The following is a 12,048-nucleotide window of genomic DNA, read 5'->3' as shown; positions in this document are numbered from 1 at the left end:
GCCTCGAATCACGCTCCGTGTGGGCAAGCTCACCATTGGGGACGGGTCGATGTGCCGTGTCGGCAGTCCCTAAACTCGGCTTGTTTCAAGGAGGGAGCCTCAATCGTGCGCAAGGTGCTCATCGCCAATCGTGGCGAAATCGCTGTCCGCGTGGCCCGGGCGTGCCAGGACGCCGGGATCGCGAGCGTGGCCGTCTACGCCGACCCGGACCGGGACGCTCTGCATGTCCGCGCCGCGGATGAGGCGTTCGCCCTGGGCGGTGACACTCCGGGGACCAGTTATCTGGACATCGCCAAGGTGTTGAACGCGGCCCGTGAGTCTGGTGCGGACGCCATCCATCCCGGCTACGGCTTCCTGTCGGAGAACGCGGAGTTCGCCCAGGCGGTGCTCGACGCGGGTCTCATCTGGATCGGGCCGCCCCCGCAGGCGATCCGCGACCTCGGTGACAAGGTCGCCGCCCGGCACATCGCCCAGCGGGCCGGTGCGCCACTGGTGGCCGGCACGCCCGACCCGGTCTCGGGGGCCGACGAGGTCGTGGCGTTCGCCGAGGAGCACGGGCTGCCGATCGCGATCAAGGCCGCGTTCGGCGGCGGCGGCCGTGGTCTGAAGGTCGCCCGGACCCTGGAGGAAGTCCCCGAACTGTACGACTCCGCGGTGCGCGAGGCGGTCGCCGCCTTCGGTCGCGGCGAGTGCTTCGTGGAGCGTTACCTGGACAAGCCGCGGCACGTGGAGACCCAGTGCCTGGCCGACTCGCACGGCAACGTGGTGGTCGTCTCCACGCGTGACTGCTCTCTCCAGCGGCGTCACCAGAAGCTGGTCGAGGAGGCCCCCGCGCCGTTCCTCTCCGACGCACAGGTCGCGGAGTTGTACGCCTCGTCCAAGGCGATCCTGAAGGAGGCCGGCTACGTCGGCGCCGGCACGGTGGAGTTCCTGGTCGGCGCGGACGGCACGATCTCCTTCCTGGAGGTCAACACCCGCCTCCAGGTGGAGCACCCGGTGACCGAGGAGGTCGCCGGCATCGACCTGGTGCGCGAGATGTTCCGGATCGCCGACGGCGAGGAACTCGGTTACGGGGACCCGAAGTTGCGCGGTCACTCCATCGAGTTCCGGATCAACGGCGAGGACCCGGGCCGGGGCTTCCTGCCCGCGCCCGGCACGGTGACCCGGTTCAGCACGCCGTCCGGTCCGGGCGTGCGGCTGGACGCGGGCGTCGAGGCGGGCTCGGTCATCGGCCCGGCGTGGGACTCGCTGCTGGCGAAGCTGATCGTCACCGGCGCCACCCGTGAGCAGGCCCTGCAGCGTGCCTCGCGTGCGCTGGAGGAGTTCCAGGTCGAGGGCATGGCGACGGCGATCCCGTTCCACCGCGCGGTGGTCAGGGACCCGGCGTTCGCTCCCGAACTGACCGGCTCCGACGCCCCGTTCACGATCCACACCCGGTGGATCGAGACCGAGTTCGTCAACGAGATCAAGCCCTTCGTGGTCCCCGCCGACGCGGAGGCCGATGAGGACGCCGGCCGCGAGACCGTCGTCGTCGAGGTCGGCGGCAAGCGGCTGGAGGTGTCGCTGCCCTCCTCGCTCGGCATGTCGCTGGCCCGCACCGGGCTGGCGGCGGGCGCCAAGCCCAAGCGCCGGGCGGCGAAGAAGTCCGGCCCGGTGGCCTCCGGCGACAGCCTCGCCTCGCCGATGCAGGGCACGATCGTCAAGGTCGCGGTCGAGGAGGGGCAGGAGGTCAAAGAGGGCGACCTCATCGTCGTCCTCGAAGCGATGAAGATGGAACAGCCGCTCAACGCCCACAAGTCCGGCACCGTCAAGGGCCTGGGCGCGGAGGTCGGCGCCTCGCTCACCTCGGGCGCGGTCATCTGCGAGATCAAGGACTGAGCGACCGGCCGTACGGCGTCGCCGCCCGGCGGCGTCCCGTACGGCCGCGTCATCCGAAGCGCCCGGCGCGCACCGAGAACCCTCGGCCCGCGCCGGGCGCTTCGACGTCCGGCTCCCGCCGCTCACCCCGCACCGCCCGCCAGGCACCCGCGCCGCCCCCGCCACACGGCACGCGTCACGCGCCGCCCGTCACCGATGGCATGCTGGGCACGGGCCGGACGGCGAGAGGGCGGTGGGTGTGATGACGGACGCGGACACGACGTCACGAGGGACCGCACCGCCACGCGCCATGCGCGCCGACGCCCGCCGCAACTACGGGCGGCTGCTGGCCGAGGCGCGCGCCTCCTTCGCCGAACACGGCACGGACGCCTCCCTGGAGGACGTCGCCCGCCGGGCCGGGGTCGGGATCGGCACGCTCTACCGGCACTTCCCCAACCGGCAGTCCCTGATGAGCGCAGTCTTCGAGGACGCGGCGGGTGAACTCCTGGCCCGGTCGGGCGAGTTGCTGCGGGCCCCGCAACCGTGCGGGGCGTTGGTGACCTGGCTGCGCGAGACGGTGACGCACGCGAGCGAGTACCGGGGCCTGGCGCGGGCGCTGATGGCGGTGGCGCAGGACGACTCCTCGGCGCTGGCCCGGTGCAGCGGCCCCATCCGGGAGGCGGGCGGCGCGCTGCTGGCCCGGGCCCAGGAGTCGGGCGAGGTGCGCCGGGACGTGGAGATCGGCGACCTCCTGCAACTGACGCACGCGATCGCACTGGCCGCGGAGGAGAACCCCGACGACCCCGAACTGGCGGACCGACTCCTGCGGTTGACGCTGCGGGGACTGAAGCCGTAGCGCCGCGAGGGCGGTGTGGATGCTCAACTCGGACGAAGTGACGGGCACTTCACCCGCGATCACTCACCTTCGCTCGCCGTCACTCACCTTCGCTCGCTTTCGCTCACCTTCGGCGGAGGTCCGCCACCCGTGCGCGTTCCCGTTCCGAGCCGGGGGGCTGGTCGCCGGCGAGCACCGCCGCCGTACGCAACCCCGGTCCTCCGCCCGGTACTTGACCGCGCCGTGGGGCCGGCAGAGGTACCTCCCGGCGCCGGTGTTCCCGCGCCGGGGCCTGATCACCCCCCGGGTTTCCCGGGCCGCCGGCCACGGCGATCTGCACCCCTTGGTCGGCCAGGGCCTGAAGTTCGGTGGCGGCGCGGTCGTCGTGCGCGGGCGGTTCGTCGGTGACGAGCCGGGTGATCACGTCCGTGGGCACGGTCTGGAACATCGTGTCCGTGCCGAGTTTGGTGTGATCGGCGAGGACGACGACCTCCGCGGCCGCCTGGACGAGCGCCCGGTCGACGGAGGCCGACAGCATGTTGGAGGTGGACAGCCCGCGCTCGGCGGTGAGTCCGCTCCCGGAGAGGAAGGCGCGCGAGACCCGCAGGCCCTGGAGGGACTGCTCGGCTCCGGACCCGACGAGGGCGTAGTTGGAGCCGCGCAGGGTACCGCCGGTCATCACCACCTCGACCCGGTTGGCATGGGCCAACGCCTGGGCCACCAGCAGGGAGTTGGTGACCACGGTCAGGCCGGGGACCCGGGCCAGCCGGCGGGCCAGCTCCTGGGTCGTGGTGCCGGCCCCCACCACGATGGCCTCGCCCTCTTCGACGAAGCTCGCGGCGAGATCGGCGATGGCCGTCTTCTCGGCGGTCGCGAGATGTGACTTCTGCGGAAAGCCGGACTCCCGCGTGAAACCGCCCGGCAGTACCGCACCGCCGTGCCGGCGGTCGAGGAGTCCTTCTGCCTCCAGCGCGCGCACGTCCCGCCGTACGGTCACTTCGGAGGTCTGGACGACGCGGGCGAGTTCACGGAGCGACACGGCCCCGTTCGCTCGCACCATTTCGAGGATCAATTGGCGACGTTCTGCAGCGAACACGAAACTGACAGTAACCCCAACGACCGTCTGCTTTCAGCTGTTTGCGCCGAATAGCAGAAGTTGTTCGCACAGAGGGACAGGAGGTGGTATAGGGCCTAGTCCGACCGCTTATGCCGCCGGACCGGGCTCAGATCCCCCGTCACCAGCGGGAGTCGGCAGGAGTCGGCGGGGCCTCACAGTTCCCCCTTGTCCTTGCGCGTGTGCAACTGCCGGGCCACTTCGGCGATCGAGCCGGAGAGGGAGGGATAGACGGTGAAGGCGTTCGCGATCTGTTCGACCGTCATGTTGTTGTCCACGGCGATGGAGATGGGGTGGATCAGCTCCGAGGCGCGGGGGGCGACGACCACACCGCCCACCACGATCCCGGTGCCCGGGCGGCAGAAGATCTTGACGAAACCGTCCCGGATGCCCAGCATCTTGGCGCGCGGGTTGCGCAGCAGCGGGAGCTTCACGACCCGGGCGTCGATCTTGCCGCCGTCCACGTCGGCCTGGGAGTAGCCGACCGTGGCGATCTCGGGGTCCGTGAAGACGTTGGAGGAGACCGTCTTCAGGTTGAGCGGGGCCACCGCGTCGCCGAGGAAGTGGTACATGGCGATCCGGCCCTGCATCGCGGCGACCGAGGCGAGCGCGAAGACCCCGGTCACGTCACCGGCCGCGTAGACCCCGGGAGCCGTCGTCCGCGACACCTTGTCGGTCCAGATGTGGCCCGAGTCGCGCAGTTTGACGCCCGCGTCCTCCAGGCCCATGCCCGCGGAGTTGGGGATGGCGCCGACCGCCATGAGGCAGTGCGAGCCGGTGATGACCCGGCCGTCGGCGAGCGCGACCTCGACCCGGTCGCCGACCCGCTTGGCGGACTGGGCGCGGGAGCGGGCCATGACGTTCATGCCGCGGCGGCGGAAGACGTCCTCCAGGACGGCGGCGGCGTCCGGGTCCTCGCCCGGCAGCACCCGGTCGCGGGAGGAGACCAGGGTGACCTTGGAGCCGAGCGCCTGGTAGGCACCGGCGAACTCGGCGCCGGTGACACCGGAGCCGACCACGATCAGCTCTTCGGGCAGCTCGGTGAGGTCGTAGACCTGGGTCCAGTTGAGGATGCGCTCGCCGTCGGGCCGGGCGTCGTCCAGCTCGCGCGGGTGGCCGCCGGTGGCGATGAGGACGGCGTCGGCGGTGAGGGTCTCCTCGGAGCCGTCGACCGCGCGCACGACGACCTTGCGGGAGCCGTCCATGGCCTGCATGCCGTCGAGCCGCCCGCGCCCGCGCAGCACCCGGGCGCCGGCCCGGGTCACGGAGGCGGTGATGTCGTGCGACTGGGCCAGCGCGAGCCGCTTCACCCGTCGGTTGACCTTGCCGAGGTCGACCCCGACCACCCGGGCGGCCTGCTCCAGGGGTGGCGTGTCGTCGGCGACGATGATCCCCAGCTCCTCGTACGACGAGTCGAAGGTGGTCATCACCTCGGCCGTCGCGATGAGCGTCTTCGACGGCACGCAGTCGGTGAGCACCGACGCCCCGCCCAGACCGTCGCAGTCGACGACGGTCACCTCCGCGCCGAGCTGCGCTGCCACCAGCGCCGCTTCATAGCCGCCGGGTCCGCCACCGATGATCACGATCCGAGTCACGTACCCCATTGTCCCGCACGCCTCAAGGTGCTTCCGCCCGGGGGCGTACGCACGCTTCGAAGCGTGCCGCCGGGGGGCGACGCAAGGTACCCGCGGGTACCCCGTTACGGGAGTGACCCGCGGGTCGGCTGCCGTACCCTCGACCCATGTCGCTCTACGCCGCGTACGCCGGCAATCTCGACCCGCGGCTGATGACCCGCCGCGCCCCGCACTCGCCGCTGCGCGCCACGGGCTGGCTGAACGGATGGCGGCTGACCTTCGGCGGCGAGCACATGGGCTGGGAGGGCGCGCTGGCCACGATCGTGGAGGCCCCGCGCTCCCAGGTCTTCGTCGCGCTGTACGAGATCGCGCCGCTCGACGAGGAGTCCATGGACCGGTGGGAGGGCGTCGGCCTGGACATCTACCGCCGGATGCGGGTGCGGGTGCACACCCTGGACGGCGAGGAGCCGGCCTGGCTGTACGTGCTCAACGGCTACGAGGGCGGCCTGCCCTCGGCCCGCTATCTGGGCGAGATCGCCGACGCGGCCGAGTCGGCGGGCGCCCCGCACGACTACGTGATGGAACTCCGCAAGCGCCCCTGCTGAGGCTTTCCCACCGACACCGCTCCGCCCGGCCCTCGTTGGAAACGACAAGACAACGATCGCCAACCCGTTCGCTCCGTCATCTACGCGCGTAGGCCGGGAGCGGCTACGCTCATCCGCGTGAACGCATCTCTTCTTCCGGACGACATCCAGGGCGCCACCCCGAGTGATCCACGGGCCGCCGCTGACGCCGCCGCCACGCGCCTGCGCGAACTGACGGGCGCCGAGACCCACGACGTCGCCCTCGTGATGGGCTCCGGCTGGGCCCCGGCCGTGGACGCCCTCGGCGAGGCCGAGGCCGAGTTCCCGGTCACCGAGCTGCCCGGCTTCCCGCCGCCGGCCGTGGAGGGCCACGGCGGCAAGGTCCGCTCCTACCTGATCGGGGAGAAGCGCGCGCTGGTCTTCCTCGGCCGTACGCACTACTACGAGGGCCGCGGTGTCGCCGCCGTCGCGCACGGCGTCCGTACCGCCGCCGCCGCGGGCTGCAAGACCGTCGTGCTCACCAACGGCTGCGGCGGTCTGCGCGAGGGCATGCGTCCCGGCCAGCCCGTCCTGATCAGCGACCACATCAACCTGACGGCCACCTCGCCGATCATCGGCGCGAACTTCGTCGACCTGACGGACCTGTACTCCCCGCGGCTGCGCGCCCTGTGCAAGGACATCGACCCCGGCCTCGAAGAGGGCGTCTACGCCCAGTTCCCCGGCCCGCACTACGAGACGCCGGCCGAGATCCGCATGGCCCGGGTGATCGGCGCGGACCTGGTCGGCATGTCGACGGTCCTGGAGGCGATCGCCGCCCGCGAGGCGGGCGCCGAGGTCCTCGGCATCTCCCTGGTGACGAACCTCGCCGCCGGCATGACGGGCGAACCCCTGAACCACGAAGAGGTCCTCCAGGCCGGCCGCGACTCGGCCACCCAGATGGGGGCGCTGCTCACCCAGGTGCTGGGCAGGCTGTAGACACGTCCGCCGCGGCGGACAGGTGTCGGCACGGGCCGGCACCGTCCGGCCGGCAGCGGTCGGCCCGCCCGTCCGGCACGGACCGGCACCGTCCGGCACCGCCGGACCGGCAGCGTCCGCCCGGCGCATCCGGCGCATCCGGCCCGCCGGGTCGTCCGGCTTCGCGGACGCGACCCGTCCGGAACGGCGGCGGAGGATTCCGGGGGTACGGCCCCCGGGGACCGACCCGCACCAAGAGACCACCATCAGGCAACGAGAGGTTGACCGACCGTGCACGCCGATCTCATCGCGCAGGCCAAGTCCTGGCTCGCCGAGGACCCGGACCCGGAGACTCGCGGGGAACTCGCCGAGCTGATCGACGCCGGGGACCACGCGGAGCTGACCGCGCGCTTCGCCGGCACCCTCCAGTTCGGCACCGCGGGGCTGCGCGGCGAACTCGGGGCGGGCCCCATGCGGATGAACCGCTCGGTCGTCATCCGCGCCGCCGCCGGACTCGCCGCGTACCTCAAGGCCAGAGGCCGGACCGACGGCCCGGTGGTGATCGGCTACGACGCCCGCCACAAGTCCGCCGACTTCGCCCGCGACACCGCCGCCGTGATGACCGGCGCGGGCCTGACCGCGCTGGTGCTGCCCCGCCCCCTGCCGACCCCGGTCCTCGCCTTCGCGATACGGCATCTGGGCGCGGTCGCGGGTGTGGAGGTCACCGCCAGCCACAACCCGCCCCGGGACAACGGCTACAAGGTCTACCTCGGCGACGGCTCGCAGATCGTGCCCCCGGCGGACGCGGAGATCGCGGCGGAGATCGACGCGATCGTCTCCCTGCACGACGTGCCGCGCCCCGAGGACGGCTGGCGCACCCTCGACGACGGTGTCCTCGACGCCTACCTCGCCCGCACGGACGCCGTGCTGGGCGCCGGTTCCCCGCGCACGGCCCGTACCGTCTACACGGCGATGCACGGTGTCGGCAAGGACGTCCTGCTGGCCGCGTTCGCGCGGGCCGGGTTCCCCGAGCCCGTCCTCGTCGCCGAACAGGCCGAGCCGGACCCGGACTTCCCCACCGTCGCGTTCCCCAACCCGGAGGAGCCCGGCGCGATGGACCTCTCCTTCGCCCGGGCCCGCGCCACCGACCCCGACCTGGTCATCGCCAACGACCCGGACGCCGACCGCTGTGCTGTGGCCGTGCAGGACGCGGGCGAGTGGCGCATGCTGCGCGGCGACGAGGTCGGCGCCCTGCTCGCCGCCCACCTCGTGCGGCGCGGCGCCCGCGGCACCTTCGCCGAGTCGATCGTCTCCTCCTCCCTCCTCGGCCGTATCGCCGAGAAGGCGGGCCTCCCCTACGAGGAGACCCTCACCGGCTTCAAGTGGATCGCCCGCGTCGACGGCCTGCGCTACGGCTACGAGGAGGCCCTCGGCTACTGCGTCGACCCGGACGGCGTACGCGACAAGGACGGCATCACCGCCGCGCTGCTCATCACCGAGCTGGCGTCCGAACTCAAGGAGCAGGGCCGCGATCTGCTGGGCCTCCTCGACGACCTCGCCGTGGAACACGGCCTGCACGCCACCGACCAGTTGGCGGTCCGCGTCGAGGACCTCTCGGTGATCGCGGACGCGATGCGGCGGCTGCGCGAGCGTCCCCCGGTCCACCTCGCGGGGCTGCGCGTCACCCGGGCCGAGGACCTCGCGCGCGGCACGGAGACGCTGCCGCCCACGGACGGGCTGCGCTACACGCTCGACGGCGCCCGGGTCGTCGTACGCCCCAGCGGCACCGAGCCGAAGCTCAAGTGCTACCTGGAGGTCGTGGTCCCGGTCGCCGAGCACGCCGGTCTCCCGGCCGCCCGCGCGCGGGCCGCCGAGACGCTCGCCATGATCAAGCGCGACCTGTCGGCGGCGGCCGGCATCTGACCGCAGCCCGATGGGGTGCCCGCGTCCGGGCACCCCATCGAGTGATTCGGGCCGGGCAGTCGACGCACCCCCCACGGCACACCGGGCCGTCCTGGGCAACGGTGGAGCGGTAGCGCCCCGCCGAAGCCCTGGAGCCGCCGCCGTGTCCTCCACCGCACCCGAGACCGTCCCCGGCGGACAGATCCCGGGCTCCCGGCGACCCCACCCCGGCCCGGCTCCGGCGGCCCGCCTCGCGGCCGTGCGCCGGGCGCTGCCCGCCCTCGCCGCCTACGCCGCCGTACGCGTCTGCGGTCTGCTGCTGCTGGCGTTCTGGGCGCACCGCCGGCACCACGGCGTCTGGCCGATCCTGGCGACGCGCTGGGACGCCGACTGGTATCTCGGCATCGCCGGCCACGGCTACACCCACCACCTGGGCACCGCGTACGACGCGAACAACCTGGCGTTCTTCCCGCTCTACCCGTTCCTGGTGCGGGCGGTCGCGGCGGTCACCCCCGGCAGCCGGGCGTCGGCCGGCCTCGGGGTCGCCGTCCTGGCCTCGCTCGTCGCCGCCTGGGGCGTCTTCGCGATCGGTGACCGCCTCCATGACCGCCGGACGGGCGTCCTGCTCACCGTCCTGTGGGCCGCGCTGCCGGTCGGTCTGGTGCAGTGGATGGGCTACACCGAGTCCCTCTTCACCGCCTTCGCGGCCTGGGCGCTGTACGCCCTGCTCACGGAGCGCCCGCTCTGGGCGGCGGGCGGCGCGGTCCTCGCGGGCCTGACCCGCCCCACCGGCATCGCGGTCGCCGCCGCGGTCACCGTCACGGCCCTGCTCTCCCTGCGCCGCGGCTTCTCCGCCCGCGCCCTCACGGCCGCCGCCCTCGCCCCGCTCGGCTGGTGCTCCTACGTCGGCTGGGTGGGCCTGCGCCTGGGCCGCTGGGACGGCTACCTCGCCGTACAACGGCTCTGGCACAACGAGCTGGACGGCGGCGCGGAGACCCTGCGGCGGCTGCGGGAGTATCTGGCGCACGACTCGACGCCCGAGCTGTTCCTGGTGACGGTGAGCGTGACGCTGCTGGCGTCGGCGCTGCTGTTCGCGCTGTCGGTCTGGGACCGCCAGCCGCTGCCGCTGCTGGTCTACACGGGTGTACTGCTGGCGATCGTGCTGGGCAGCGGCGGTGTCTACTTCCCGCGCGCCCGCTTCCTCCTGCCGGCCTTCCCCCTGCTGCTCCCGGCGGCCCTGCACCTCAGCCGCGCCTCTCCCCGGCACCGGGGCCTGGTCCTGGCCCTCGCGGTGACCGGATCGGCGTACTGCGGCGCGTACATGGCCCTCGTCTGGCCCAGCGCACCCTGAACCGACCGCGCCTTGAACCGATCGCGCCCGCCAACCGTCAGCCCGTCAGCCCGTCAGCCCATCGCCAGCAAAATGACCAGCAGCACCGCGCCCGCGACCGCCGGAGCGATCACCTCGTACGCCCACCGCACGGTGACCTCGCCCTGCGCCGGCTCCGCCCCCTCGCGCCGTTCCAGCGTCTCCCGCAGGTCGTCCATGACCTTGTCGGTCTCCGCGCGGGTACCGCCGGACGGCACCGCGGGACCCCGCCCGCCCCCACCGCCCAGTCCGCCGCCGAGCCCGCCCCCGAAGCCGCCGCCGAAGCCGCCGAGCCCCCCGGCGCCGCCGCTCCGGCCGCCCGCCGCCTCCGCCGCCGCGCGCGTCTCCCGGCGGGATGCCTTCTTGCGGGCGCGCAGCGAGACCGGGATCGCCCACAGCTGGTACTTGGCGCCGGACTTGGCGACGACCTCGTTGGAGAACCCGGAGCGCAGGGCGGCCACCGCGCCCCACGGCAGCACGATGACGCGGAACGGGTTGCGCACCCGCAGCCGGTCCTCGTTGGCGTAGACCGCCGGGCGCAGGGTGAAGGCGCCGACCGCCGGCACCACGAGGATCAGTCCCGCGAGCGCCAGCCACGGCGTGCGGCCGTCGCCCGTCACCAGCGCGTCGATGCCGAGCCACCCGGCGATGACGAACAGCAGCACGCCGCCGACGAGGCCGCCGGGCGACCGGTAGATCCGGTCCTTGGACACCGGTACCGGGGGCTGTGGCGCGGGGGGCTCATGCGGCGGGGTGGTCATGGTCCCGATTGTGCCCGACGCCCGCGGGCGCGTTCGTAGGCGGTGCGGCCGGACGAGCCGGCCGGGGGCGGGCGGCGGGCACCGCGGTGGGCCGATGTCCCGGGGTGTACAGCCGCTACGCGCGTAGATATGCTCGGCTGGTGACCATGCCCACCACTTCTCAAGCACTCGGCGAGGTAACGGCGTCCGACAGCACGCTGCGCCGCTTCCTCCACGGGCTGCCCGGCGTCGACGCGGTCGGCCTGGAGGCGCGCGCCGCCTCGCTCGGCACCCGTTCCATCAAGACCACCGCGAAGGCGTACGCGATCGACCTCGCCATCTCGATGGTCGACCTGACCACGCTGGAAGGCGCGGACACCCCGGGCAAGGTCCGGGCGCTCGGCGCCAAGGCGGTCCGTCCCGACCCGACCGACCGTACGGCCCCCGCCACCGCCGCGGTCTGCGTCTACCCCGACATGGTGGCCGCCGCCAAGGAGGCCGTCGCCGGCTCCCCGGTGAAGGTCGCGTCGGTCGCCACCGCGTTCCCCGCGGGCCGCGCCTCGCTCGCCGTGAAGCTGGCCGACGTGCGCGACGCGGTCGGCGCCGGTGCCGACGAGATCGACATGGTCATCGACCGGGGGGCGTTCCTGGCCGGCCACTACCTGAAGGTGTACGACGAGATCGTCGCCGTGAAGGAGGCGTCGGGGGCGGCCCGCCTCAAGGTCATCTTCGAGACGGGCGAGCTGTCGACGTACGACAACATCCGCCGCGCCTCCTGGCTCGGCATGCTGGCCGGCGCCGACTTCATCAAGACGTCCACCGGCAAGGTCGCCGTCAACGCCACCCCCGCCAACACCCTCCTCATGCTGGAGGCCGTACGGGACTTCCGCGCCCAGACCGGTGTGCAGGTCGGCGTGAAGCCCGCGGGCGGCATCCGCACCTCCAAGGACGCGGTCAAGTTCCTGGTCCTGGTCAACGAGACCGCGGGCGAGGACTGGCTGGACAACCACTGGTTCCGCTTCGGCGCGTCCTCGCTCCTGAACGATCTGCTGATGCAGCGTCAGAAGCTGGCCACCGGCCGCTACTCCGGCCCCGACTACGTGACGGTGGACTGATTTC

General features: G+C 72.9%; 10 protein-coding genes. 7 read left to right on the top strand and 3 right to left on the bottom strand.

Translation table 11 applies throughout. The features are described from left to right. The first annotated feature begins 105 nt into the window (after positions 1-105). A complete protein-coding gene (locus ABZT12_RS07200) occupies positions 106-1,878 on the top strand; it encodes a biotin carboxylase N-terminal domain-containing protein (protein ID WP_356378629.1) in 1,773 nt (590 codons plus the stop codon). Positions 1,879-2,167: 289 nt separating this feature from the next. Continuing rightward, positions 2,168-2,713 carry a TetR/AcrR family transcriptional regulator gene (locus tag ABZT12_RS07195; protein ID WP_356378626.1) on the top strand — a complete coding sequence of 182 codons (546 nt, stop codon included), beginning with the start codon at positions 2,168-2,170 and terminating at the stop codon, positions 2,711-2,713. A 103-nt stretch (positions 2,714-2,816) separates the two neighbouring features. Here the strand turns inward: ABZT12_RS07195 and ABZT12_RS07190 are convergent, their stop codons facing one another. Together ABZT12_RS07190 and ABZT12_RS07185 are read right to left on the bottom strand one after the other, a co-directional pair. Continuing rightward, complete coding sequence (locus tag ABZT12_RS07190; protein ID WP_356378623.1) at positions 2,817-3,788, bottom strand: DeoR/GlpR family DNA-binding transcription regulator; 972 nt, start codon at positions 3,786-3,788, stop codon at positions 2,817-2,819. Positions 3,789-3,961: 173 nt separating this feature from the next. Next, entirely contained in the window at positions 3,962-5,410 is a 1,449-nt protein-coding gene (locus ABZT12_RS07185) for an NAD(P)H-quinone dehydrogenase (RefSeq protein ID WP_356378620.1), read from the bottom strand. Positions 5,411-5,547: 137 nt separating this feature from the next. Here ABZT12_RS07185 and ABZT12_RS07180 point away from each other — a divergent pair, with 137 nt between their 5' ends. The 4 genes from ABZT12_RS07180 to ABZT12_RS07165 all read left to right on the top strand — a co-directional run bounded on the left by ABZT12_RS07180 (position 5,548) and on the right by ABZT12_RS07165 (position 10,171). Beyond that, complete coding sequence (locus ABZT12_RS07180) at positions 5,548-5,985, top strand: gamma-glutamylcyclotransferase (protein WP_356378617.1); 438 nt, start codon at positions 5,548-5,550, stop codon at positions 5,983-5,985. Positions 5,986-6,102: 117 nt separating this feature from the next. Next, positions 6,103-6,939, top strand: coding sequence for a purine-nucleoside phosphorylase (locus tag ABZT12_RS07175; protein ID WP_356378614.1), 837 nt, complete (start codon positions 6,103-6,105; stop codon positions 6,937-6,939). A 270-nt stretch (positions 6,940-7,209) separates the two neighbouring features. Next, positions 7,210-8,841, top strand: a complete 1,632-nt coding sequence (locus ABZT12_RS07170; protein WP_356378611.1) for a phospho-sugar mutase — start codon at positions 7,210-7,212, stop codon at positions 8,839-8,841. A gap of 181 nt (positions 8,842-9,022) precedes the next feature. Further along, positions 9,023-10,171, top strand: coding sequence for a hypothetical protein (locus ABZT12_RS07165; RefSeq protein ID WP_356379038.1), 1,149 nt, complete (start codon positions 9,023-9,025; stop codon positions 10,169-10,171). A gap of 53 nt (positions 10,172-10,224) precedes the next feature. On the opposite strand, the gene ABZT12_RS07160 is transcribed toward ABZT12_RS07165, so the two are convergent. Beyond that, positions 10,225-10,950 (bottom strand): PH domain-containing protein, encoded by a 726-nt coding sequence (locus tag ABZT12_RS07160; RefSeq protein WP_356378608.1) that lies wholly within the window; start codon positions 10,948-10,950, stop codon positions 10,225-10,227. Positions 10,951-11,096: 146 nt separating this feature from the next. On the opposite strand from ABZT12_RS07160, the gene deoC reads away from it, so the two are divergent. Next, entirely contained in the window at positions 11,097-12,044 is a 948-nt protein-coding gene (deoC, locus tag ABZT12_RS07155) for a deoxyribose-phosphate aldolase (RefSeq protein ID WP_356379036.1), read from the top strand. Positions 12,045-12,048: the final 4 nt, after the last annotated feature.

The sequence above is a fragment of the Streptomyces sp. NPDC005423 genome, from assembly GCF_040606415.1.
In the GTDB taxonomy this organism is placed as follows: Bacteria; Actinomycetota; Actinomycetes; order Streptomycetales; family Streptomycetaceae; genus Streptomyces.
This window is presented reverse-complemented; position numbering and strand designations above follow the sequence as displayed.